We start from the raw sequence: 24,940 nt of genomic DNA on the forward strand, positions 1-24,940 counted from the left end.
AAAGAAGTCAGCAAAAAAAAGCGACCGCGGTGCAAGGTCGCCTTTTCTGTTTTGAATGCTTTAAAGCAGATCGTACTGTTTGAGTTTCTTGCGCAGCGTGCCGCGGTTCAGTCCCAGCAGCTCGGAAGCCTTCGTCTGGTTGCCCTTGACGTAGTTCATCACGCTTTCCAGAAGCGGAGCCTCGACTTCCGACAACACCAGGTTGTAGACGTCAGTGACGGATGCGCCTTCGAGGTGGGCGAAATAATTGTGCAGCGCCTTCTCGACACTTCCGCGCAGGGTCTGACCCTCTTCGCTCGGCGTGTTGAGGTGCTGTTTCAAATTGACGTTGTCGCTCACGGGTGTTGTTCCACTCACTAAAGTCTCGGTCATCATCGTCATGCGGCCACCTCTTTATCATTCTCGTTATCCGGGCCCTTGCAGCCTTGGCTGAAGAACTCCCGGACGTTGGCGCACTGTGCTTCCGTATCTTCCAAACGATTGAAGTGGGCGCGAAACTCTCTGGCGCCCGGCAGGGTTGCGAGATACCAACTGACGTGTTTGCGTGCAATACGCACGCCCATCACATCTCCATAGAAAACGTGGAGCGCTGCCAGATGCTCAAGCAGAATACGTTCCACTTCACTCGACTGCGGGGCCGGGAGTTTTTCTCCGGTACGCAGGAAGTGTTCTATCTCGCGAAAAATCCAGGGACGCCCTTGGGCGGCCCTGCCAATCAGTAACCCGTCTGCGCCGGTGGCCTGTAGCACGCGCCGGGCTTTTTCGGGTGAATCGATGTCGCCGTTGGCAAACACCGGTATCGACACTGCCTGTTTGATCATGGCAATGGTGTCGTACTCGGCTTCGCCGGTGTAAAGGTCGGCACGGGTTCGCCCGTGTACCGCCAGTGCCTGAATACCGGCCTGCTCGGCGATTTTCGCCACTGTCAGGCCGTTCCGGTTGTCGCGATCCCAGCCGGTGCGGATCTTCAGCGTAACCGGCACATCGACCGCAGCCACGACGGCTTGCAGGATGTCGTTCACCAGTTGCTCGTCTTTCAACAGCGCCGAACCTGCTGCCTTGTTACAGACCTTCTTGGCCGGGCAACCCATGTTGATGTCGATGATCTGGGCACCCAGTTCGACATTGGCACGTGCTGCGTCTGCCAGCATCTGCGGATCACCGCCGGCGATCTGTACCGAGCGCGGCTCGGGATCACCTTCGTGGATCATGCGCAGACGCGATTTGCGGCTGTTCCACAGGCTCATGTCACTGGTGACCATCTCCGAAACCACCAGGCCGGCACCGAGTTGTCGGCACAGCTGGCGGAAAGGCTGGTCGGTGACGCCCGCCATCGGGGCGAGGACCAAGCCGTTTTGCACTGTATATGGGCCGATGCGTACTGCCGACATAGCCTTACCTGTTGTGGAGGCCAAATCATCCGCAGGCCGTGTAAAAAACCGTTTCACCCGGTCTGCAACGGCCCGTCCCGCCAGCCGCTTGCGCCACCGTCAGATCGAACCGAGAGTTTGAAAAAGGGTTGGCATGATACCCGCTCTCGATGACTGGATAAAGGCTGAATTGGATAAAATCTGAACAGCTGGTTGTGGCGCTTGCAGAGAACGATTACACGGCATCTGGCACTGTAAATTCTGCGATCATGCAGCGTTCCCTGGCCTAACGAGCCTGTATTGGATCAAGTAAAGCCGACGTTATGGCAGTAGGCCTGTCATTCCGGCGAACGGAAGTTCAGGCTGTAATTCACGGCCTTGGCGCCTGGATCAAGGATATCCAGCGCGATATGGATCGGCGTTTGCGGTGGCATCTCTTCCTTGCCGGCCATTTCGCCGCTCAGGTATTCACCGGGCTTGAACCGACGACTGGCAATCAACTGACCGCCGGTATCGGAAAAACGCAGCTCCAGCAGCGGGAACGGCTGGGAAAACGAGGCACGGTTGTAGATGATCGCGTCTACCACCAGAGCCCCCTGAAACTCAGGATGGCTGCGTACCACCAGGTTGCTGCTCTTGAGCTGGGATATGTCCACCTTGGTCGGCACCTTGCAGCCAATTTGCGGGCAAATCTGCTGGAACCACGGGCGATACTGATCCTGGCGCGCCAGTTGATCGAAATGGTACCAGACGTATTGACCTGCCAGACCCGCCAAAGCCAGTACGATCAACAGGCCCCACGCAAAGCGGCGGCCCCAGCGCGGTTTGGGCGGCTGCCAGTCCAGTTGCAAAGGGTCGTCAGTCAGGTCAAGCAGTGCCTGCTCGCGCACTGCAGGTTCGTTACGGCTGCGTCTGCCACGTGGTTCAGGTCCTGGTTCGTCGTCGTCATGATCTTCGTCGTCATCCACGGCTGACCAGCGTTGCACTTTTTCCGCAGGCAGGGCCTTGCGCGGTGTGGTAACAAGCACGACGGGTTCGTCATCGTCCAGGTGCTTGTCCAGTGACAGCGAGGGCTCGGTCCTTTTGTCGTCGGGCAAAGCCTCCGGGTCTTCGGGCGAATCCGGGTCGGGGATGACCTCGGCGTGCAGCTCGGGCAGACGTTCGACATCGTCGTTGTGCAGCGTGCCGACCCAGGCAGCCTCGTCGGTCTGGCGATTGTCACGCTTCGCCGTCAGGTTCTCATCGTCAGTGCCGTTGTCGCTGGCCGGGCGGGCGAAGGTGTCGGGTCGTCGGGTCTCGCGCTGTTCGAGGCGAGCCAGTTCTTCGTCCAGGTTCAGATTGTCCAGATCCAGCTCGCTGACCTGCCAGGGGTCATCGTCTTCATGGGCCTTTTCCGGTTCAGGCTTCAATTCGGGCTCAGGCGTCGACGCAGGCTCTGGTTGGGGCGGCGCTATGACCACCGGCGTGGCGCTCAGGGCCTCCTTTTCGGAGTCGACTATGGCGCGCTGCTCCAGCAACTGCCGGGCTGCGTTGAAAACCTGCAGGCAGGCGCCACATCGCACCACGCCGCGGGCCACGCTCAGTTGAGCGTGGCTGACTCTGAAACTGGTCTGGCAGTGCGGGCACTGGGTGACAAAACTGTCGGTCATGCGGCTGTCCGGTTGAAGCGGCGGTTAACGGCGGCGTCCCGTGATGCGTACCCAGCCATCTCGGTTTGCGATCGGGTCCAGATCAAAGCTGTCAGCATAGGCCGCAGCGACTTCCTCACCCTGTTCGGCCAGGATGCCTGACAGCGCCAGGCGACCGCCGGTCCTGACCAGCGATGCCAGTTGCGGTGCCAGGGAAACCAGCGGGCCAGCCAGAATGTTGGCGACCAGCACATCGGCTTGCTGGTGCGGCAGGTCCTCGGGCAGGTACAGCGGGAAGCGCTCGGCAGCGATGTTATTGCGTCCGGCATTGTCACGAGAGGCTTCCAGTGCCTGCACGTCGATGTCAGTGCCCACGGCCTGTTCGGCACCCAGCAGCAGAGCGGCGATGGCCAGAATGCCCGAGCCGCAGCCGAAATCCAGCACGTTGCAGCCTTTGAGGTCCTGGCCGTCCAGCCATTCAAGGCACAGTGCGGTGGTCGGATGGGTGCCGGTGCCGAATGCCAGGCCAGGATCAAGCAGCAGGTTCACGGCATCCGGTTGCGGTGCAGCATGCCAGCTTGGCACGATCCACAGGCGCTTGCCGAAACACATTGGCTGGAAGTTATCCATCCAGCTGCGCTCCCAGTCCTGATCTTCGATGACTTCGGCGCTGTGCTCGGGCAGTTCTTCGCCGGTCAGCAGGCTCAGGTGTGCCAAGGCCATTTCGGCATTGGTGTCGGCTTCGAACAGCGCCAGCAAATGGGTGTGTGTCCATAGCGGCGTGGTGTTGAGTTCAGGCTCGAAAATCGGCTGGTCTTCGGCGTCCATGAATGTCACGGACACGGCGCCGACTTCAAGAAGGGCGTCTTCGTAGGTTTCGGCTTGTTCTGGGCTGATGGCGAGACGGACTTGCAGCCAAGGCATGGCGGATTACCTTCGATTCGGAAATTAAGTGCGGCTTGCACGGCCGCAGGAAGCGGGCAAGTTTACTGCTATGCGCTGCAAACAACAAAGCCGCATCGCTGCGGCTTTGTCGTTCTGAAACACACTGGCTTATTGATTGGCCAGTTTGTGCTCCAGGTAGTGGATGTTGACTCCGCCTTCGCAAAAGCCTTCATCACGGGTCAGATCACGGTGCAGCGGGATATTGGTCTTGATCCCGTCGACCACGATTTCGTCCAGGGCATTGCGCATGCGTGCCATGGCTTCTTCGCGGGTCGCGCCCCAGGTGATCACTTTGCCGATCAGCGAGTCGTAGTTGGACGGAACCTTGTAGCCGCTGTACAGGTGCGAATCGACCCGTACACCGTTGCCGCCCGGTGCATGGAAGTGCTTGACCAGACCTGGGCTTGGAACGAAGGTTTTCGGGTCTTCGGCGTTGATCCGGCATTCCAGCGCATGCCCTTTGATGACCACGTCATCCTGGGTGTACGACAGTTTGTTGCCGGCGGCGATGCTGAGCATCTCCTTGACGATGTCGATACCGGTGACCATTTCGGATACCGGGTGCTCCACCTGAACACGGGTGTTCATTTCGATGAAGTAGAAACGACCGTTCTCGTACAGGAACTCGAAAGTACCCGCGCCGCGATAGCCGATATCGATACACGCCTTGACGCAGGCAGCCAGAACATCCGCACGCGCCTGTTCGTCGATGAACGGTGCCGGTGCTTCTTCCAGAACCTTCTGGTGACGGCGCTGCAGCGAGCAGTCGCGGTCGCCCAGATGAATCGCCTGGCCCTGGCCGTCGGAAATAACCTGGACTTCCACGTGACGCGGGTTGGTCAGGTATTTTTCCAGGTAGACCATCGGGTTGCTGAACCAGGCCGCAGCTTCTGCGCGGGTCTGGGAGGCAGCTTCTATCAGGTCTTCTTCGCGATGAACCACACGCATGCCGCGACCACCACCGCCACCGGCGGCTTTGATGATCACCGGGTAACCCACTTCACGACCAATGCGCAGAGCGGTTGCTTCGTCTTCCGGCAGCGGGCCGTCGGAGCCCGGAACGGTTGGCACGTTGGCCAGCTTCATGGCGTCCTTGGCAGAAACCTTGTCGCCCATCAGGCGGATGGTGTCTGCTTTCGGGCCGATGAAGGCAAAACCCGATTTTTCGACCTGTTCGGCGAAATCGGCGTTTTCAGCGAGGAAGCCGTAGCCAGGGTGGATCGCCGTGGCACCGGTCACTTCGGCAGCCGAGATGATCGCCGGAATGTTCAGGTAGGACAGATTGGCTGGTGCCGGACCAATGCAGACGGTTTCGTCTGCCAGGCCCAGGTGCATCAACTCGCGATCTGCCGTGGAGTGTACAGCGACGGTCTTGATGCCCAGTTCTTTACAGGCACGCAAGATGCGCAAGGCAATTTCGCCGCGGTTGGCGATTAGAACTTTTTCCAACATCGCAGGCTCTCCCCGGGTCAAACGATTGTGAACAGCGGCTGGTCAAACTCAACCGGCTGACCGTTTTCTACCAGGATGGATTCGATCACGCCGCTGGCTTCTGCCTGGATGTGGTTCATCATTTTCATCGCTTCAACGATGCAGATGGTGTCGCCTTTCTTGACGGTCTGACCCACTTCGACGAATGCAGGCGAAGTAGGTGCCGGGGTGCGGTAGAACGTACCGACCATTGGCGACTTGACCACAAAGCCGTTCAGTTTCGGAGCCGATGGTGCTTCTGCTGCGGCCGGAGCGGCTGCAGGCGCCGGTGCTGCAACAGGCGCAGCAACCGGGGCTGGCGCGTAGTAAGGCTGCGCTGGAGTCTTGCTGTGACGGCTGATCCGTACGGATTCTTCGCCTTCACGAATTTCCAGCTCGTCGATGCCGGACTCTTCCAGCAATTCGATCAGCTTCTTGACTTTGCGAATATCCATTAATCAACTCCCAAGGTTCTGTAAGGGCAATTTGTCGGCCGTTTCAAGCGATGTGGTCAGCGTCAGGCTGGACTCGTCATGGCTTGGCACTGGCGGCCAGTTGTTCCAGGGCGGCTTCCAGGGCCAGGCGGTATCCGCTGGCTCCCAGGCCGCAGATCACTCCTACAGCGACATCTGAAAAGTAGGAGTGATGGCGGAAAGGTTCGCGTTTGTGCACGTTTGATAAATGCACTTCGATGAATGGGATGCTCACTCCCATCAGCGCGTCACGTATTGCAACGCTTGTGTGCGTAAAAGCAGCCGGATTGATCAAAATAAAGTCCACACCCTCACCGCGCGCGGCGTGAATACGGTCGATCAGTTCATACTCGGCATTGCTTTGCAGATACATCAGGTGGTGACCGGCATCGCGCGCGCGTTGCTCCAGGTCCTGATTGATCTGGGGCAGGGTGATGGTGCCGTAGACCCCGGGTTCCCGAGTGCCCAGCAGGTTCAGGTTGGGCCCGTGAAGGACCAGGATAGTCGCCATTGCGTGTTCCTTTTATTGTCTGCGAGCGGTTTACGCCCGGCGACTATGCCGGAAGGGCAATGGACTGTCCAGTTAACAACAGTAGCCAGCACGATGAGCGATATTCGCGCAAAGTTTGTGACTCACCGTTTAGTTTTGGTCATTTGCCCTGTTCAAGCGTTCAATCAGGCCTGCGGCGTCGATTTCGCCGACCACTCGCACATTTTGCAGCTCTTCGCCGTTTTTAGCGAAAAACAGCAGCGCGGGAGGACCGAACAGCTTGTAGCGGTCGAGCAGGGCGCGTTGCTCCGCATTGCTGTCTGTAATGTCAAAGCGAACCAGGCTATAACCCGATAATCCGGCAACGACCCCAGGATCGGGCAGAACTTCGTGCTCGATGACCTTGCAACTGATGCACCAGTCAGCGTACCAGTCGAGCAACAGCGGTTTGCCTGCGTTTTGCGCTTCCTGCATCACGCGGTCCAGTTCGGCTGAGGTGGTGATGGTTTGCCATTGGTTCGAGCTTGATGTGACTGTTGGGTTGTTTGCCGTGGCGTATTCGCGGCCCAGCGGACGCAGCGGGTCGGTTTGTCCGGACAGCGCGCCATACCAACTGGCCAGCGCATAAACCAACAGCGCCAGACCTAGCAGTTGAGCGAGCTTTTGCCGAGTGGTCTTTTCAGTGAGCTCCAGTGCGCCGAGAAACAGCGCAACACCCGCAGAGAGCAGGCCGACCAGCAACAAGGTGACCTGGCCCGGCAAAACGCGGCTCAGCAAACCGATGGCCAGCGCCAGCAGCAGTACACCGATTGCATTTTTCACCGTGACCAGCCAAGGCCCGCTTTTCGGCAGCCATGCAGCACCACCGGTGGCTATCAACAGCAATGGCGTGCCCATGCCCAGGCCCAGCGCAAACAGTTTCAACCCGCCACCAACAGCGTCGCCGCTGGCGCTGATATACAGCAGCGCACCGGCCAGAGGGGCGGAAACACAGGGGGAGACCAGCAGGCTGGAAACCACGCCCAGCACGGCTGCGCCCCATAATGATCCGCCTTCGGTCTTGCCGGCGATACGGTCCAGACGAGAACTGATCGACTGCGGCAGACGCAGTTCGAAAGCGCCAAACATGGCGATGGCAAAGATCACGAAAAACGCTGAAAACGGCACCAGAACCCAGGCCGATTGCAGGCGAGCCTGCAGATTCAAGCTCGCGCCAAACATACCCATCAATGCGCCGAGCAAGGCAAAACAGGCCGCCATCGGCAGTACGTAAGCCAGTGACAGGCTCAGGCCGCGCAGGCCACCAACCTTGCCGCGCAGCACCACGCCGGACAGAATCGGCAGCATCGGCAGTACACAGGGGGTAAAGGTCAGACCTACGCCTGCGAGGAAAAACAGCGCCAGTTCTTTCCAGCTCCAGGCGGCTGAGGTGGCTGCTGTAGTGGCGGATGCCGAGACGGCAGGGCTGGCGGCCACATCGCCAATGTTCAAACGCTCGGTTTCAGGCGGGTAGCACAGGCCCTTGTCGGCGCAGCCCTGATAGGTGACAGCGAGCGTGAAGGGGCGTTGTTCACCGGGTTTGCGTGGCAGGTCGATGTCGAGAATGCCGTGATAGACCTCGACATCGCCAAAGTATTCGTCGTGTTTCTGTTCGCCCTTGGGCAGTTGTGCTTCGCCTAGGCCGATATCAGCAGGCTCGGTGCGAAACTGGAAACGATGGCGATACAGATAATAGCCATCGGTGGCGACCAGCCTTAGCTTGATCGATTCTGGCGTGGTTTCGATCAGGCTCAACTGAAAAGCCTGCCGCACGGGCAGGAAGTCCTTGCTGTTATCCAGCGAGCCACCGCCCAGGGTTGACGACGGGCGGCTGTCCAGCAGACCGGCACCGAAGGCGGGCAGGGCCAGGATCAATAACATCAGGCATAACAAACGGCGCATGGCAGTCTCGAATCTCGAAAGTCCGCGCATGATAGCGGAGTGTTTCGCGGCCTGCTGACAGGAGGTTTGTAAGGTGCAGTGTCATTCAGGTGACAGAACCACCCCGCGAGGCTACTTGCTACCCGCTGAAAACTTGCCGCCAGCCTCCTGTTCGTAGTACTCGGGGATTTTGTACTTATAGGTTTCCAGCCAGCGTTGCAGGCTCAGGTCACGCTCGGCGGCGGTATTGATTTGTGGCGTCGGCGATGCAGCCTTGCCGCTGGCTTGCAGTTGCAGCCAGGTTTCAGTCTGTTTCTGCGCGTAAGGTGATTGCTCGTCGCTCGCAGCCCAGGCGCTGCTGACGATGAACAGGATGACAATGCTGCCGACGAGTGCGCCTTTCATGGTTGTGCTCCTGTTGTACTGGCGGACGCGAGTGGTGTGGCGCGGGTTTTTCCGATTTTTTCGGCTCGCGACTGGGCCTCGGTGATCTGCTCGGGCGTCAGTCCGGCTCGAGAGGCCAGTTCGGCTGCTTGCGTCCATTTGTTCTGGTAGATCAGCAAGGTGGCCAGATTGATTGCTGCCAGCGGATCGGACTGTTTGAGCTCCATGGCGGTGAGGAACTGGAAGCGCGCCTGTTCCAGTTTCAACTGATTGAGATAGACAACGCCAAGGTCGTTGCGGATTTTTTCGTCAGTCGGTTGCAGTTTGCTGGCCATGAGCAGATGTTGCTGAGCCAGCGCATTGTCGCCACGCGCCGCAGCCAGTTGTCCCAACCCATGCTCACCCTCGGCTGCCCGACAGGTGCCCAGCAGGCTGCGATACAGCGGCTCGGCTTCGTTGCTGCCCAACAGCCGCAATACCCGTGCCTTGCGCAGGCGAACCTCGCCCAGGCTGTCCGGCAGGCTTTCCAGATTAGCGAGGCTGGCATGCAAGCGTCCCTCATCTGCCATGTTCTGAGCCAGATTCAGGGAGAACTCCTGATCCGATGTCAGTTTGGGGCATTGGCCGGACTGAGCCGTGGCTTGTGTCCAGAGCGCGCTGCCATCACTGGTACATCCGTTCAGCAACAGCAGCCCGAGTAGTGCGATCACTGGTTTCATTGCAATGCGTCCTTTTGTGCACGGGTAACACTGGATTCAACTGCCCAGTGCGCGACTTATGGCGATAAATCCAGGGCCCGCCAACACGATCAGCAGGGCTGGAAACAGAAACACCATCATGACCACCGACATCTTTGCCGACAGTTTGGAAATATATTCCTGCAGGCGGGTCAGGCGTCGGTCGTCAATCAGTTGCTTGAGCGTGAGCAGAGACTTCAATGCGCCGCCGCCCTGCTGAATCAACTGATTGAGGATCACACATGTGTCACTCAATTCGTCGACGGCCAGCAAGGCCGCGGTTTTTCGCAGTTCTTCGCCCAGTTCCAGGCCGGAGTCGACCCGCACCAGCACCACACGAATTTCCTCGGAGAGCACCGGCAGCAAGTCTTTACCTTCAAGACTCAGCACGCGTAGCGCCTGCTCGACGGCCATGCCGGACTCGAACAGGATGCGCAGCAACGGGATAAACGTAGAAATTTCCACCACCACCTGTTTCTGGCGGCGCTGAGCGACGGCCGCGAGAATTCGTTTGGGCAGCAGATAACCGATTCCCAAGGCAAATACCGGCGCTATGAGCGGCTGCTCGACGCCTTTGAAAAGCAGCAGTTGGGCCACAATGACCACGACCATCAGGCCGACCGGAACGCCGACCTGGCATGCGGCAAACAATGAGCGTTTGCTGGCGCGCCGCCAGCCGATTCGATTGAGCAACATCTGGGTTTCCGAGTCCAGGCTGATGCTGCGCTGGCCAATGCGGGTATCGCCGAGCAACCGCAACAGGCTGCCGATGCGGCTTTCGCGAATCACCTGGCCTCTCAATCGTCTTGCCACCAAGCGTTCGTTACGGCGTTGCCGAGCCATGCCGGACAGCAGCAGAAATGCGGCAGCGGCGAGCATCACGGCAGCGAGTAACAATTCCATCTAAATGCTCCTCAACATGCGCCACAGCACCACGCACCCTGTTGCCTGCAGAACGAAGGCCATGCTCAACATGATCTTCCCGCTGTCATCGTTCCACATATGCAACAGATAGCTGGGGTTCACGGTCAGAAAGTAGCCGGCCATGCCGACCGGCAGCAGCGCCAGCACTAGCGCTGTCATGCGGGTTTCACCGGTCATTGCGCGCAATTGGCGACCGGCCTGTTCCCGGTCACGAATCAGCTTGATCAGGTTTTCCATCAGCTCGCTGGCATTGCCGCCATATCGATGATTGACCCGCAAGCCAAGGGCAAACAGATGAAACTCGTCGCGTTCATACAGCTCGGCGAAATCCCTCGCGGCATCCGGCAGGCTGACGCCCAGTTGCACGTTCCGCTCGATACGGCTCATGCCGTCCTTGAGTGGCTGATCCGTTGCTTCGATGCCGTGCAGCACCGCGTCGGCGAGGGTTCTGCCCGATTTGAGGCTGCGTACGGTATGGTCGAGCAGTTGCGGCAATTGCTGGATCATGCGGCGCACACGCACCTCATAGCGCCACGACACAAACAGGCGCAGGGTCAGCGGCACCGCCAGCAGCGCGCTGACCGCGCCGATGCCGCCGCCCAGTCCGTAGCCGATCAGAATCAACAAGGCATAGAGCGACAAAGCCAAGCCCATGCGCTCGGTCGGTCGACCCAACCCTGCACGCAAAAAGGCCCGATCCAGGTAGGTCCATCCAGCCTTTTCAACCACAGGCTGAACCTGTCCGGCGGTCAGACGCTGCCTGACCCGTTCACTGGCGCCCTGATTGAGCGCGAGGTAGAACATGCGAATGGATGCAGTCAGCAGCAGCAAGGAGATCAGGCCGAGTACCAGTGATGCATTCATTGCGCCGCCTCCCTGAGCACGTCAGTAGCCTGGCCGCAGCTTGTCGCCTGCGGCGTGTGCAGCTTCGCGCATGAAGCCGACCCCGGTGCGGCGATCAAGGCGGAACAATGTATTGGTGACATAGATGTCATCGCGTATGCCGACTACCTCCACCACTTCGCTGACACAGCGTCGGCCATCAGGCAGGCGCGCCAGCTGGATAATCACATCCAGCGCCGCGCAGACCATCTGGCGCAGGGTTTTTTCCGGTATCAGTCGCCCGGTCAGGCCAACCAGCGTTTCCAGGCGCAGCAGAGCATCCTGAGCATTGTTGGCGTGAACGGTACTCATGGAACCGTCGTGGCCGGTGTTCATCGCCGTCAATACATCGAGCACTTCGACACCACGGATCTCGCCGAGGATGATGCGGTCAGGGCGCATCCGCAGCGAGTTGCGAATCAGGTCGCTGGCGCGCACCTCGCCATGCCCCTCGGCATTGGGCGGGCGGGTTTCCAGACGCACCACGTGCGGGTGGCTGAGCTGCAGCTCGGCAACGTCCTCGATAGTGACCAGGCGCTGGTTGCTGTCGATCAACTGGCTCAGCACGTTGAGCATTGTGGTCTTGCCTGTGCCGGTACCGCCGCTGACGAGGATGTTGCAGCGTTTGCCGACCGCTTCCTGAAAAAACTCGAAAATGGACTGATCGATGGTTTGCATGGCCACCAGATCTGCGCTCTTGAGCATGTCCTTGCGAAATTTCCGGATCGACAGGCAAGGGCCATCCAGCGCAATCGGCGGGATGATGGCATTGACCCGGCTGCCGTCGGGCAGACGCGCATCGACCATAGGCGAAGATTCATCCAGGCGCCGCCCGAGTGGCGCGAGGATGCGCTGCATCACGCGCTCGACGTGGTGCGAGTCGATAAAGCGCAGGTCGGTGTGGTGCAGCACGCCATCACGTTCGACAAATACCTTGCCCGGCCCGTTGACCAGAATTTCCGTGACCGACGTGTCGCGCAGCAACACTTCAAGCGGGCCGAAACCGGTCAGCTCATCGACCAGCTCTTCGGCCAGTCGCTCCATTTCATAGCGCGAAATAGCCAGCCGCAGTCGCGCAACGTATTCGGCCACCTTGTCGATGACAAATTGCGCCAGTGCCGGTCGTGAGCCTTCGAGCAGGTTTTTGCCGCTTTCTTCGATGCCGTCGATGATGTAACGGTGCAACACCAGTTTCAGGCCCTGGCCGTCATCGGCTTGCCCGCTGCCACGCGACGAGACGCCAAACAGTTTTTCCGCCATTACCTGTTCCCCCACAGTCGAGCGAGCCAGCCCTGATCGGGTTTGTCGTGAGCCTCGGTATTGCGTGCCAGATGCTCGCCAAGCCGACGCAGCCCGGAACACAACGCGTCGCGTGAGGCCAGCTCGAACAGCGTCACTCCCTGGTTTTTGGCGTTGAGGCGCAGCTCTGGTGCCAGCGGCAATACGGCCTGCACCGGCAGGCCGAAGGTCTTGGCCACGGTTTCCGAATTGGGTGCGACCGAGCGCTGATAGCGATCAATCAGCAGGCTGGCGTGTTGCATTCTCATGCCTTTCTCACGCCAGTTATTAAGCACCGTCAGGTTGCGTCGACAGCCCAGTACGCTCTGGTCGGCGTACCACAGCAACTGATCGCAATGGCTGACCAGCGAGCGCAGTGCCTCGCTGTCCGGCTGGCCCACGAGGTTCACGACCACATGTTGAAAATGCTGGCGCAGGGCGCTGAGCAGCATATAAAGCTCCGCTGCGCTGGACTGCTCCAGATGATCGTCGGCTTCGCTGTACGCCAGAATGCGCAGACCGCTTTCACTGGTGGTGAACGCACTGTCGATCAGCGTTGCATCGAGCCTGCGCAAGTGGCGCAGGGCATCGCCAAAGCTGAATGTGGATTCAAGGCCGAGCATCAGCAGACTGTCGCCGCGCGGCAGGCCGAGGTCCAGCAGCAGCGTGCGTTGCCCGGTCTTGTGCACCACCATCGCCAGGTGCGTCGCGATCAAGGCTCCGTCGTCATCGCCTTGCGCGCCATACAGCACTGACAGGCCGCTCATGTTCGGGTTGGGCGTCACGGCAGGCAAGCGCTTGCTCAAGCGTCTGACCAGGCCGGCGACCTCACTCGAACGAGAGCCGTAAGCGACGAAATCCCGCGCCCCGGCACGCATGGCGTTGAGCACCAGCTGGTTATCCATACCATCGCCAAGCGCGACGATGGCCAGCATCGGCTTGGCTTCCAGCGCGCTCTCGATCAGGGCGCTCTGGGTCATCAGATGCTCACGGTCCAGCCCGACGAACACCACACTGGCAAAGGTCACGTCCACCAGCGCGAGCAGATCGTCGAGGCTGCCGGTGCCTGCGCTGACCACTTGGCCAAGTGAGCCGAGGGCACTCTGTAGCCATTCCAGATCAGTGTTGTTACGGGTGATTGCCAGGAAGGTCTGGCTCAGGCTCTGGCTCATTTGGATAACCCGTCGCGACGGTCAAAGTCGCCATTTTCCAGAAAATACAGGCGCGGAAAGCTTGGATCGTAGGTGCGCAGCCCCTCACCCGGCAGCGAGGGCAATTGCGCGTTGGCGGCCAGCGGTTGAACCAGGTGCGGGGTGACGATCATCAGCAGTTCGCGTTCATCGCGCTGGATTTGCGAATTGCGGAAAAACGCGCCGAGAATGGGAATGTCACCCAGGCCGGGAAACTTGCCTACCGAGCCGACGTTGCTGGAGCTGATCAGCCCACTGACCACAAAGCTTTCTCCGTTTGCAAGCGCGATACTGGTGTCGGTACGCCGTATGTTAAGCGCCGGCACGTTTGTGCCGGCGATGGTGATACCGGCAGAGAAATCCAGTTCGCTGACTTCGGGGGCAACTTTTAGCAGGATTCGGTCACGGCCCACTACTGTCGGCGTCAGGGTCAGGCGTACGCCAAACTCCTTGTACTCGATGGAAATACCATTGCCCTCGCCATTGGGCACAGGCACCGGGAACTCGCCCCCTGCCAGAAAGCTTGCACTTTGCCCATTGAGCGCAACAAGGCTGGGGCGGGCCAGGGTGTAGGCGTAGCCGCTGTTTTCCATGGCGTTGAGCATGCCCAGCACTTTGCTGCTGCCGCCGCCCCAGACAATATTGAAATTGCTGTTATTCAGCGGAATGCTCGGCCTTGTGCCACTCACCGTACCGGGGGTGACGTTTACGCCGGGAACCGTGCCAGGCGCGCCGAACAGAAAGTTGTTCGAGCCCTTGCCGAATATCGAGGTACTGGCCTCCTTGAGTTTGGTGCGGCTGACTTCGATAAAGCGGATGTCGGTCTGCACCTGGCTGGGTAACTCCGCATCAGCAGATGGCGCAGTAACGCTTTCTATCATCGATGCCGTGGCCCGGCCGCGTACGAATACCATGCTCTGGCGCGGGGCGGTGGCGCAGGCGGTCCAGACCATCAGGCTGGTCGTGCCCTGCGCAACGCCCGTCAACAGAAAACCATCCGTACCGTTGACATGCACATCGGCAATTTTCGGGTCGCCGACGGCAATGCGGGTGATGGCCACAGGTGAGCGCACTTCCTGCTGAATGCCTTGATCGATTTCCACCGCCGCTGGCATTGCAGCAAGTCCTGCACAACTGCCGGAAGCGGCCCAGGCTGATTGTGCAGACAGCGCCGCCAAGGCTAACGCCAGCAGCCGGGGTTTTGTTACTGGCACGGAACAACAGCTCATCAAATGCAATCCTTGCTCAATCAGGGAGTTTGTTGCGTGATCTGGTTACCGCGTATGACCTCGACTGCGCGAGGCGTGCGAGTGGCTGCGCCCTGTGTCGGCGAGTTGGCCGGGCCCAGGCTCAATTGTCTGAAGCTGACCAGTTGGCGGTTGGCAGAGTCCAGTCGTTCGGCGGCATCACGGCTACCGGCTTCGCTCGCCCAGTAATTCTGAAGGTTGCCCTCGTCGGCGCTGCGCACGGCCAGACGCAGGACACCGGTTTGCGACGCCAGCATCAGCCGTGCCAGCAAGGCTTCCGGTACCGCGACGGTGACGGTTCGCGCGTTGATCCGCAGCTGTTCCTGTTTAAGGCGTTCGTCAGCGTTGATGTCCTGCACCGGCTTGCCGTTGCGATCCGGGCCGAGCAGCCCGCCAACCCCGAGAACTCGCAGGGCGGGTACGACCACCTGGCTGGAGCGATTCAGGTTGCTGGTGTCCTCGGGCAGGTAAAGCAGCACATCCACATAGTCGCCTGGGCTGAGCTGCCCGGATGCGCCAATCACCTCGTCAACCTGCAACGCCAGCGCTCGTTCATGAGGGCGAATCATCCGCGCCAGTGTGCCGCCTGCTTCAAAACTGTTCTCGCTAAGCCAGGTTCCGGCCGTCAGTGTTCGCCAAGTGCTGCGGCCCACCAGTTTGTCGATGTGCTCGAAACTTCCAGGCGGCGCGACCTTGAGGCGCTCTACGGTCAGGTCTTCAGCCGTGATGGGGGTATAGGCCGGTACGTCCCGGGCCAAAACCACTACGTTGTGGCGCAGCGCATCCTCGACCGGCGGAGTCGGGGGCGTTTGGGTCGATATTTCGGTGGCGTCAGGCACCGTGGGCGGCGTGACAACTGCAGGTGCCTCGGCCGGTTTGCTGACGGCGATTCCCAGATAACCGGCAATCAACGCTCCCAGCAAAAACAGGACAGCAAGCACCGTGGTAATGCGACTGCTCATGGCAACGTTCCCTTTGTCATTGCAGGACAACTTCAAACCGGTGCGACAACTTCGCAATGTGGCGCGGCGGACGACGTTCCCGTCCGTTATGTGACGTTAGCTCATGGCACTCAGAATGCCATTGTGCTTTGGTATAAAAATGCTGTTGCGTGAACAACATAGCGTTTGACCACGCCAGACGCAGGAGATGGCCAGTCTTATAACTTTCCGGTTAATGCTTTGTTGAGATTGTGGGTTTACGGATTGGAGACAATGCTGTGCAGGCAGACAGTTTCGCATGTGACACGCATGTTCGCGCCTAGAAGGCACAAGGAGAAATGAGATGTCCCTTACACGGCTATACGTAGGTACCTATATCCGGGTTAAATCCTTTATCAAAGACCGTGAAGCCGCTTCGGGTATAGAGTACGCCTTGATCGCAGCGATGGTTGCAGTGGCTATCGTTGCTTTTGTTCCCACGATAAGCGGCAGGATCACTGCAATGTTTACAACTATTCAGAATGCGTTGTGAGTTGAGCACAGATGGAAATATGTCAGTAGATAGCCTTTTTCAACAGGAGTAATCTGGATATCCTGATCGCATTTATTCACGTTTAAAGGTGTCAAAATGGCTGTCCATCCTACCCGCCAACAGCTGCTGTTGGTTGATGACGAAGAGGACGCGAACGAGGAGCTTGCAGAACTGCTCGAAGGCGAGGGGTTCTGCTGTTTCACGGCGTCGTCCGTGAAAATGGCCCTGCACCAGCTGACAGCCCATCCGGACATCGCGCTGGTGATTACCGATCTGCGGATGCCGGAGGAAAGTGGTATCCAGTTGATCCGCCACCTGCGCGAGCACACGTCGCGTCAACACCTGCCTGTCATCGTGACCTCAGGGCACGCCGACATGGACGACGTCAGCGACCTGTTGCGCCTGCATGTACTGGACCTGTTCCGCAAACCCATCTACCACGTTCGTCTGCTGGAAACGCTCAACAACCTGTTCCCCGAGCCGAAAATCTTTCAGGTTCAGTGACCACACTGTTTTCGTAACCTTCACTCCACCACGCTGAATTCAACCCTCGCGGTCTGGCCGCTTTCGTCCAGCACGCTTAATTGATAACGGCCCGGTTTGCTAAGGGTCGGGGTGAAGTCTTGCCGGGTATCGGTGTCCGCCAGTGGCGCGCCGTCAATGAACCACCAGCGATGTCCGCTGCCGCCCAGGGCCGAGAGTCTGAGGCGCAGCGCCTGACGGCTGCTCGCTGGCAGGCGCAGGTTGTCGCCTTCGCGCACGCCGACGATGCTAAGCGGCGGTGCCTGGTTGAGGTTCTGTGGTGGACAGTCCGGGTCGGCGGGTGGCAGGCGGGCTTCGCGTCGTTCGGCCCTGGGCAGCCAGGGTTCCAGAGGGGCAGGCCAAAGCGCGATGTCCTGCGCTTGAGCGTCCGGGCAACCGGCAGCCACGCGTAACCCCTTGGCGTTGATCCAGACACGTTCCTGCAAGCCCAGGCCGAGCGGTTGATCGGCCGCCTGCAAGGTTGGCGGCGTGGTGCCGTCCAGTGTCCAGGCGAAGCGCTGGCGACGGCAGTTCGGGTCGCTTTTGCTCATTGGTTGACCCAGCGGCCAGCAGATCGCTGCCACGCCGACATTCAGCGGCACCGGTTGCACCGGCGCAGCGATCCCGCGCTGGCTGTCGCGATTGACTAGCACATCATGAACCTGAAGCATCAGTGGCGCTGCCGACGCCAGCCCGAACTGTCCCGGCACCGGTGTGCCGTCCGGGCGACCGATCCATACACCGACCAGAAAACGCGGCCCCACACCAATCGCCCAGGCATCGCGAAAGCCATAGCTGGTGCCGGTCTTCCAGGCCAGTTGCGGGCGCTGCACCAGCTCGGCGCGCGGGTCTATGTCCGGACGCGACTGGCCGCTGAGGATGCGCCGGATGATCCACGCGGCCCCTGGCGACATCATCTGCCGTTCGCGCAATCGGTCCTGCGGTTGCAAGCGAACATCGGCGCTTCGCCCGCCACGAGCGAAGGCGCTGTATCCCGTCACCAAATCCTCCAGCCGACTGCCCGCACCTCCCAGAATCAGCGCCAGATTCGGCTCGGCCAGCGGCGGCAGGGTCAGCGGTACGCCGCCATTGCGCAGTTCGGCGGCGAAGCGTTTCGGTCCATAGACCTCCAATAACTGCACGGCAGGCAGGTTGAGCGACATCGACAGCGCCGAACTGGCCGCCACAGGTCCGCCGAAACCGGTTGAGAAGTTGCCCGGCCGGTAGTCGCCATAGCGACGCGGGACGTCCTGCATCAGTGATTCGGAGTGAATCAGTCCGGCATCCAATGCCATGCCGTACAGGAATGGCTTGAGGGTGGAGCCGGGCGAACGCAGCGCCGTCACCATGTCCACATGCCCGAAACGTTTGGCGTCGTTGATGTCCACTGAACCCACATAAGCGCGCACGGCCATGTTTTCTGCCTCGACCACCAGAATCGCTGCCGAGGTCCGTTCCGGAAGGCGCGCGCGCCAGCCCATCAGCAGGTCTTCCATGCGCCGTTGCAGTGAGGCATCCAGCGTGGTGCGGATCAGCGGCGGGCTGTTGGGGCGATTAAGGCGTCGGGCCAGCAGCGGCGCAAGGCTGGGTTCCTGTCGCGGTGCCAGCCATAACGGCTCTTCCAGAGCCTCGTCCACGCTGGCTTGCGGCCATACCTGAAACTCGGCGAGACGCCTCAGCACTTTGTCGCGCGCAGCTTGCGCCCGTTGTGGATGACGGTCCGGACGCAGACGGCTGGGCGCCTGTGGCAGCACCGCGAGCAATGCAGCCTCAGCGCGAGTCAGATTGTGTGGGGATTTGCCCAGATACGCCCAGCTGGCGGCCGCCACCCCTTGCAGCGTTCCGCCGAATGGTGCGCGATTGAGGTAAAGGCTGAGGATTTCATCCTTCGACAGGTGCCACTCAAGCTGCAACGTGCGCCACAGCTGGCGAAACTTTCCGGATAACGTACGCGAATGCGGATCGAGCAGCCGCGCCACCTGCATTGACAGCGTACTGCCACCGGAGACCACGCGCGCGCCACAGAGGTTTTGCCAGGTGGCGCGCACCAGCGCCAGCGGGTTCACGCCAGGATGGCTGTAGAACCAGCGGTCTTCGTAGGTCAGCAGGGCTTCAAGGTAATAAGGCGAAACCTGCTCGTTGCTGACCGGATATCGCCACACGCCATTGGCATCGGCAAAGCGCCACAGCGGTGTGCCGTCCTCGGCCAGTACAACGCGGGCCAGATCGTCTTTGGGCAGTGGCAACGGCCACAAGCGATCCGCCAGCCAAAGCAGGGCGATCAGCAGAATGATCGCGCCTGCCAGCCACTTGAGTTTTTGCCGCAGGCGCAGAAGAAATTCAGGTTTCAACGCAAAGAGCCTTTATGATCCACGGAACCTGACACGCCTTGCGACGGCCAAAGCGGACAGATCATTTTCTTCACGACCCCAATCAGGACGTACATATGCAGGTAGAAGGCTTTTTTGAATGGCTCGGGCAGGCCATCGGCGCGGTGATTCGCTTCTTCGTCGACGGTCTGGCGTGGTTGTTCAACGGGTTTACCCATGCTGGAGGAAATTTTGTCGATGGCCTGTCCCGCACGCTGGGCATGGACACTTCACTGATCAGCATCGTCGCACTGATCATCGGCCTGATGCTGCTTTACTCGGCTGTCCGGGCATTCATGCGCGCCTCGATCATCCTCGGGATCATCTGGCTGGCGCTGGGCCTGTGGTTGCTGAGCTGGATCATTCATTGATGCGCTAACTCCGCCTCCACGCCTTAAGCGCGTGCCCTTGTGGGAGCGAACTTGTTCGCGAAGGCTTTATTCCTGACGATACATCCTCAGTGGATGTATCGTCCCCTTCGCGAACAATGCGGATCGCCGCCCCGGTCGCTCCCACAGGTACGCATTCCAACCAACCAACCAACCAATCAGCGATCATTTGCCCTTTACCACTATCTGCGCGGGTGCATCACCCAGCGCCTGCCAGTTCGGGCGGTACATCGATTCGACCTGCGGCGGCGGCACGCGGTATGTTCCCGGCGTGACTGCGCGGGCCAGGTAGAGCAGGTGCACGGTGCTGCTGCCGTCGATATCCAGCGCCGCCACGTAACGATCACCGCGGTATTCCTGATGCTTGATCCCGGCGTTTTCCATCGACTCGCGGATCGTCTTTACTTCTTCACTGGCGTCTTCCAGGCTTGCCGAGCTTTGCGCCAGGTTCTGGTTTTCCAGCTCCAGGCCCGCAGGCAGCAAGTCCACCACCAACGCATCCGGTACGCGCTGTTTGGCACCAATCTCCAGATGCACCAGCACCAGCTGCCCGGTTTTCAGGGCTCCGACGTTCAGTGGCGCGCCGCTCAGGCTCAGGTATTCGCGACGAATGCTCAGGTTTTCGCCACCGGCTGCAGGCGTCTGGGTTGGATAACCGGAAACGGTCAGTTGCTGATAAAGCGGTTCGCTGCCTTGATTGTGCACTGAAAGCGGCGAAGCCAGCAGCGCACCTTCCAGCTTGAGGCCCGGCTGTTTGTTGCTCAACTCGCGGGTTTGAGTGCCGCTTGTGAGGCTGGCGGTCCAGTCCTTCTCCGCTTTACCCAGCAGGTTACGACCGGCAAGGAACAGCGAGTTGCTTTCCTGAGTGGACAGGTAGCGATTGGCGGCTACTTCATCGGCCAGGGCAAACAGGCGCTCGTCACGCCTTTCCCTGGCGAGATCATTTTCTTCCAGCAAGGCCAGAATCAGTGCCTGATCACGCAGCGAGCTGCCGTAGTCGGCCAGCCATTCATTTTTGCGGCTGACTGCCAGGCCGGCGCTCAGGGCCAGATCGGCACGCGGTTTGTCGCCCATCTTCTCCAATGCGACCGCCAGTTGTACCAGCGGCAGCCCGGAGCGGGCGTCACTGCGTCGGTCGAACAGGCTGCGCAAGGCCGCCAGCGGAGCCTGTTGGCTGCGTGACAGCACCAGCCCCGCGTAGGCTTGCACGGCAAAGCGCGTATGTTCGGCGTTCTGGCTGTAATTGACCTGAATCTGCCCGGCATCCTGCAAATAACGCAGCAGACGTTCACTGGCTTTCTTCAGCGCGTCCGGTGGTACGGCAAAGCCCTGATCGCGGGCGCGCAGCAGGAAGTCGGTGACATAGGCCGTCAGCCAGTATTCCTCGTCGCTGTCCGAACCCCAAAGGCCAAAGCTGCCGTTGTAACGTTGCATGCCCAGCAGGCGCTCGATGCCGATTTCGACCTTGCGCTTGCGTTCGGCATCCGGTTCGCCGGTCAGGCCCAGACGCTTGAGGGTCGCCGCGTCGGCATACAGCGATGGATACAGGCCGCTGGCGGTCTGCTCCAGACAACCGTAAGGGTAGGCTTTCAGTGCCCGAATCTGTTCACCGATGTTCAGCGGCGGACGGCTCGACAGCGACAGCATGGCTTCGCGACCGGCAGGCTCGAAGGCTTCAAGTGCACCGTCCGGCAGGCTCCAGCTTTGCTCGTTGAGAGTGGCGCGATAATGCCTGAGCATCGCCGGGTAGGCTGGGCGTACACCGATGTTCCACTCGCGAGTGAAGGCGGGCAGGGTTTCACCGGGCAGGTCCAGACCTTCGACCAGCACTTTGATTTTGCCCTGACCCAGTCCACCCTGCGCCAGTACCGGCACTTTAAGGGTGACGCGCTGACCCTCTTTGAGTTGCAAGGGCTTGATCTGATCGCCGCCAGGAATGCTCAACTGGCCTTCAGCGCTGATCTTCACGTCCAGCTTTTGCGCTTTGCCCGACAGGTTGGAGACGTCAAGCGCGACGCTGGTCTGGTCGCCACCTGCGAGGAAGCGCGGCGTCGACAGCTCGGCGATGATCGGCGCAGCGACGACGGTTTTTGCCTCGGCCATGCCATAGCGGTCGTCGGTCCAGGCCTGAGCCATGACCCGCAGTTCGCCGTTGAAGTCTGGAATGTCGACACTCGCTTCGCCTTCACCCGCGTCGTTCAGGGTAACCGGTGCGCTTTGCAGTGCCACGATGGTCACGCTGGTGTCCGGACGCTTGCCGCCTTTGGCCAGCGCATCGCCACCGAACGCCATGCTGGCCAGGCGTCCCTGACCGGCTTCGATCAACTGGCCATAGATATCCAGTTGGTCCGCGCCATACTGCTTGCGGCCAAACAGGCTGGCAAACGGGTCAGGCGTGGCGTAGCGGGTGATGTTGAGAATGCCGACGTCCACTGCCGACACCAGCACTTGCACCTGCCTTGGCACGCTACCATCAGCATTTTTGGCGACAATCTTGAGTTTAAGCGGCTGTTTGGGGCGCATTTTCTCTGGTGCGGTGACCGTCAGCGCCAGTTTGCGTTGCGTGCGGTCCAGCGGCAGGTGCAGTACACCCACGGCGCGCTTCGGCGTGACGTTGGCCTTGCGTTCGCCGGGGCGTACGACCAGAGCAGTGACGTACAGATCGTGGCGAGCCCACTTTTTGTCCAGCGGGATTTCATACGATTTGCCCTCGGCCGGCACGTCGATTTCCTCCCACCACAATGGCCCTTCGCTGGACTCGACCAGCAGATAGCCCTTGCCCGCTGCGGGTGGCGTGACGGTCACCGTGGCGGTGTCGCCGTCGTTGTAGGCCGGTTTGTCCAGCGCCAGCTTGACCTGATCCGGCCTGACCGCACCGCCATCGGTGTTGTCCTGCCAACGATAGCCCGCCCAGAAGCGCAGGCTGCTGACCATGCCGGTGGACGGGTCTTCCACTTCGACACGGTACGGACCCCACTCGACCGGGAAGCTGATTTTGGCCGTCGAGTCCTTGGTGATGTTGAGGGTTTCCTCGTTCAGGTTGAGGAATTTCTCGTTGAAGTGGTAGCTCCAGCCATCGTTGGCCGAATAATTCCAGTAGTAGTCGCGGCGCTCACGAATCAACCGGACTTTTACGTTATCAGCAGCCAGTTTGTTGCCAGCGGCATCGGCCATCACGATTTCAAATTCGGCCGGGCCGTCGCCGTTGGTCTGCGCCTCGCCCTTGTCGGCTTCGTCGTCGTAGTCATCGCTGCCTGTACTGCTGCCGAACAACGCACGCACGCCGGGCAAGTGCTCGGCAGGCCAGATCGGCTGCACCAGACGACGGGTGATCGGACGCCCGCCGGACTCTTGCAGGCTGGCTTGCAGAATCAGTTGCAGTGGCGATTTGGCTTGCGCCCATTCGCTCTGCACGGCGAGCGTCGAGTGGCCTTCGGCGTCGAGCGTAACGGGCTCAAGCTCCAGGTCATGCTTGAGGTCTTCTTCGGTGATCGAACCGAACTGATAGCCCGGCAGTTTCGGCACGGCTTCGCGCAGCGGACGCACGTAGACCTGACCGGTCAGGGTATTGCCCGAGGCGGGCGCGCCGTACAGGTAGCGGCCCGTGATGTCGAACTCGGGGTTGTCAGCAGGCGCAACCGGCGTGTCGCTGCCCTTGAGTTCCAGAGCCAGGCGCTCGGGCAGGAAGTCTTCAACCTTGAATTCGTAAAGTTGCGGTTTGCCGTCGCCCAGATCGAACACCAATTGCCAACGACCGGTCGGCGCTTCATCGGCGAGTTGCAATTGATACTGGTAGAACCCACTGCTGTCGGCTTCCCAGACAAACTTGCGGCTTACCTGATCATCAGGGCGGCGCACTTCGACGGTGATGGGTTGTGGCTTGACGTTCTTGCCGTCGCTGTCACGCAGCAGGCCGTTGAGCAGCACGGTTTCACCGGGGCGATACAGGTCACGCGGGCCGAAAATGAAGAATTGCAGCGGGTGAGCCTGCGGGCCGGAGATGTCGAACTCGGCCAGGTCCAGCGCCGAACTGTTCAAACGCAGCATGCTGGTCTGTTCGTCCTTGTGCGCCAGCACCACCGCCGCCTTGGCTGGCAGCGGCAGTTGAGTGTGGCCGTCGCTGTCGGTCTTGCCCTGGGCGACAACCTTGCCGCTGTCGTCGTACACATCGACGCTCACATCGCTCAGGGCCTTGCCGCCCTCGAGCGCTTGAGTGAAGACGTCCAGACGGTTGCTGTAACGGTGTACCGACAGACCGATATCACTGAGGGTGAACAGGGTAGCCGGCTGCGAGTAGCTGTAGGTCCCCGACGCGCGCATGACTGCCAGATAAACACCCGGCTGTTGCATAGGTTTGATACCGGCAATCGGCAGCAGCAGGGTTTCACGGGTATTGCGCGCAGGCTTGAGGTCGAAACGACCGCTGTAGACCAGTTCGGCCATAGGCAACAGCTCTTCGGAGCTGTAGCTGGACAGGCTCGACGCGCCGTCCCACTGGGCGAGGAAGTTGGGCATCGAGTCGGGTTTGACGCGGAAGAATTCGACATCCACCTTGTCGACGTTCAGGGCGATGACCGGCAAGCCCTCGGCCAGCCGCGTCGGCAACAGGCTGCCACGGCTGGCGAAGCCGACGGTGGCTTGCAGGTCACGGGTTTCCAGACGGCTGATGTATTCGGCCGCGAGCGTGGCCTTGTTGACGGCCTGCAGACCGGCATCGACGGTCAGCACCAGTTTGCGCTGCGGCTCAAGGTGGCGCAGGCGCAGTTCCATGAGGTTGTCCGACAGCTCCCAGGCACCGTCGACCTTGCCGTTCTTGCTGTCCACCAGATGAAGTTTTTCGCCGAACTTCTGCTCCGGGTCGAGCGGCACGGAAAAGCTCACCGACAGGGCGCTTGCGCCGTGGATCTGGATTTCCGACACGTCGATCACGGTCAGTTCGCGCCCTGCGTAGCGCTTGCTCAGCGCGGCGAGGTCGACTGCGGGTTTGGGCTTTGTATCGGTAACCGCTGCCTGGGTCGTTGCTGCCGCGGCTGGCGCGGGTTTATCCGGGGAGGAGGAATCACAGGCGCTCAGCAACGCAAGCGCGCAAGCCAGAAACAATCCTTTGTTGAACATGGTGGCACTCATCGGCAACGGTAGAGAGGGTGCGACTATATAACAGTCGTGATGACAAGTATTACTGTCAGATTGAACAGGTAGTCCCTGGCATTCCTCACATGCCAGCGCAGGACGTAGAGCCTGGCTATCGT

The 24,940-nt window shown here is 60.2% G+C and carries 21 protein-coding genes; 3 read left to right on the forward strand and 18 right to left on the reverse strand.

From position 1 onward, the window contains the following. Positions 1-60 precede the first annotated feature (60 nt). The 16 genes from fis to cpaB all read right to left on the reverse strand — a co-directional run bounded on the left by fis (position 61) and on the right by cpaB (position 15,900). A complete protein-coding gene (gene fis / locus RYC18_RS00710; RefSeq protein ID WP_002555375.1) occupies positions 61-381 on the reverse strand; it encodes a DNA-binding transcriptional regulator Fis in 321 nt (106 codons plus the stop codon). Further along, positions 378-1,391, reverse strand: a complete 1,014-nt coding sequence (gene dusB / locus RYC18_RS00715; RefSeq protein ID WP_002555374.1) for a tRNA dihydrouridine synthase DusB — start codon at positions 1,389-1,391, stop codon at positions 378-380. Before dusB ends, fis begins: the two co-directional genes overlap by 4 nt. 317 nt (positions 1,392-1,708) lie before the next feature. Next, a complete protein-coding gene (locus RYC18_RS00720; protein WP_316882037.1) occupies positions 1,709-3,019 on the reverse strand; it encodes a DUF3426 domain-containing protein in 1,311 nt (436 codons plus the stop codon). A 24-nt stretch (positions 3,020-3,043) separates the two neighbouring features. Further along, a complete protein-coding gene (gene prmA / locus RYC18_RS00725; protein WP_005746710.1) occupies positions 3,044-3,922 on the reverse strand; it encodes a 50S ribosomal protein L11 methyltransferase in 879 nt (292 codons plus the stop codon). Between the two features lie 129 nt (positions 3,923-4,051). After that, a complete protein-coding gene (gene accC, locus RYC18_RS00730) occupies positions 4,052-5,395 on the reverse strand; it encodes an acetyl-CoA carboxylase biotin carboxylase subunit (protein ID WP_002555371.1) in 1,344 nt (447 codons plus the stop codon). 17 nt (positions 5,396-5,412) lie between these two features. Next, the gene (gene accB / locus RYC18_RS00735) at positions 5,413-5,868 is read right to left on the reverse strand and encodes an acetyl-CoA carboxylase biotin carboxyl carrier protein (protein WP_002555370.1); all 456 of its coding nucleotides are present in this window, start codon (positions 5,866-5,868) and stop codon (positions 5,413-5,415) included. Between the two features lie 76 nt (positions 5,869-5,944). Then, positions 5,945-6,397 carry a type II 3-dehydroquinate dehydratase gene (aroQ, locus tag RYC18_RS00740; RefSeq protein WP_002555369.1) on the reverse strand — a complete coding sequence of 151 codons (453 nt, stop codon included), beginning with the start codon at positions 6,395-6,397 and terminating at the stop codon, positions 5,945-5,947. A gap of 129 nt (positions 6,398-6,526) precedes the next feature. Next, positions 6,527-8,317, reverse strand: coding sequence for a protein-disulfide reductase DsbD (locus RYC18_RS00745; RefSeq protein ID WP_316882038.1), 1,791 nt, complete (start codon positions 8,315-8,317; stop codon positions 6,527-6,529). A 111-nt stretch (positions 8,318-8,428) separates the two neighbouring features. Further along, positions 8,429-8,701 carry a DUF3613 domain-containing protein gene (locus RYC18_RS00750; RefSeq protein ID WP_316882039.1) on the reverse strand — a complete coding sequence of 91 codons (273 nt, stop codon included), beginning with the start codon at positions 8,699-8,701 and terminating at the stop codon, positions 8,429-8,431. Beyond that, positions 8,698-9,399, reverse strand: a complete 702-nt coding sequence (locus RYC18_RS00755) for a hypothetical protein (RefSeq protein ID WP_316882040.1) — start codon at positions 9,397-9,399, stop codon at positions 8,698-8,700. Before RYC18_RS00755 ends, RYC18_RS00750 begins: the two co-directional genes overlap by 4 nt. A 36-nt stretch (positions 9,400-9,435) precedes the next feature. Next, positions 9,436-10,320, reverse strand: a complete 885-nt coding sequence (locus RYC18_RS00760) for a type II secretion system F family protein (protein WP_316882041.1) — start codon at positions 10,318-10,320, stop codon at positions 9,436-9,438. Next, positions 10,321-11,205: a type II secretion system F family protein gene (locus tag RYC18_RS00765; protein WP_002555364.1), complete on the reverse strand. Its 885-nt coding sequence runs from the start codon at positions 11,203-11,205 to the stop codon at positions 10,321-10,323. A gap of 21 nt (positions 11,206-11,226) precedes the next feature. Continuing rightward, the gene (locus RYC18_RS00770) at positions 11,227-12,483 is read right to left on the reverse strand and encodes a CpaF family protein (protein WP_002555363.1); all 1,257 of its coding nucleotides are present in this window, start codon (positions 12,481-12,483) and stop codon (positions 11,227-11,229) included. After that, positions 12,483-13,673: a CpaE family protein gene (locus RYC18_RS00775; RefSeq protein ID WP_004666301.1), complete on the reverse strand. Its 1,191-nt coding sequence runs from the start codon at positions 13,671-13,673 to the stop codon at positions 12,483-12,485. The genes RYC18_RS00770 and RYC18_RS00775 overlap by 1 nt, the downstream gene beginning before the upstream one ends. Then, positions 13,670-14,920 carry a type II and III secretion system protein family protein gene (locus RYC18_RS00780; protein ID WP_316882042.1) on the reverse strand — a complete coding sequence of 417 codons (1,251 nt, stop codon included), beginning with the start codon at positions 14,918-14,920 and terminating at the stop codon, positions 13,670-13,672. The genes RYC18_RS00775 and RYC18_RS00780 overlap by 4 nt, the downstream gene beginning before the upstream one ends. Before the next feature lie 20 nt (positions 14,921-14,940). Continuing rightward, on the reverse strand, positions 14,941-15,900 hold the full coding sequence (gene cpaB / locus RYC18_RS00785; protein WP_010195236.1) for a Flp pilus assembly protein CpaB: 960 nt from the start codon (positions 15,898-15,900) through the stop codon (positions 14,941-14,943). 322 nt (positions 15,901-16,222) lie between these two features. Between cpaB and RYC18_RS00790 the strand changes: the two genes are divergently transcribed. Both RYC18_RS00790 and RYC18_RS00795 read left to right on the forward strand, forming a co-directional pair. Next, positions 16,223-16,411: a Flp family type IVb pilin gene (locus tag RYC18_RS00790; RefSeq protein ID WP_002555359.1), complete on the forward strand. Its 189-nt coding sequence runs from the start codon at positions 16,223-16,225 to the stop codon at positions 16,409-16,411. Between the two features lie 96 nt (positions 16,412-16,507). Further along, positions 16,508-16,915: a response regulator gene (locus tag RYC18_RS00795; RefSeq protein WP_002555358.1), complete on the forward strand. Its 408-nt coding sequence runs from the start codon at positions 16,508-16,510 to the stop codon at positions 16,913-16,915. A 20-nt stretch (positions 16,916-16,935) separates the two neighbouring features. On the opposite strand, the gene pbpC is transcribed toward RYC18_RS00795, so the two are convergent. Further along, entirely contained in the window at positions 16,936-19,284 is a 2,349-nt protein-coding gene (pbpC, locus tag RYC18_RS00800; protein WP_316882043.1) for a peptidoglycan glycosyltransferase PbpC, read from the reverse strand. 95 nt (positions 19,285-19,379) lie between these two features. On the opposite strand from pbpC, the gene RYC18_RS00805 reads away from it, so the two are divergent. Further along, the gene (locus RYC18_RS00805; RefSeq protein ID WP_002555356.1) at positions 19,380-19,673 is read left to right on the forward strand and encodes a hypothetical protein; all 294 of its coding nucleotides are present in this window, start codon (positions 19,380-19,382) and stop codon (positions 19,671-19,673) included. Positions 19,674-19,856: 183 nt separating this feature from the next. Here RYC18_RS00805 and RYC18_RS00810 read toward each other — a convergent pair whose 3' ends face one another. Continuing rightward, positions 19,857-24,806: an alpha-2-macroglobulin gene (locus RYC18_RS00810; RefSeq protein ID WP_316882044.1), complete on the reverse strand. Its 4,950-nt coding sequence runs from the start codon at positions 24,804-24,806 to the stop codon at positions 19,857-19,859. Between the last annotated feature and the right edge of the window lie 134 nt (positions 24,807-24,940).

It is taken from the genome of Pseudomonas syringae group sp. 247E2 (assembly GCF_032587795.1).
In the GTDB taxonomy this organism is placed as follows: Bacteria; Pseudomonadota; Gammaproteobacteria; order Pseudomonadales; family Pseudomonadaceae; genus Aquipseudomonas; species Aquipseudomonas amygdali.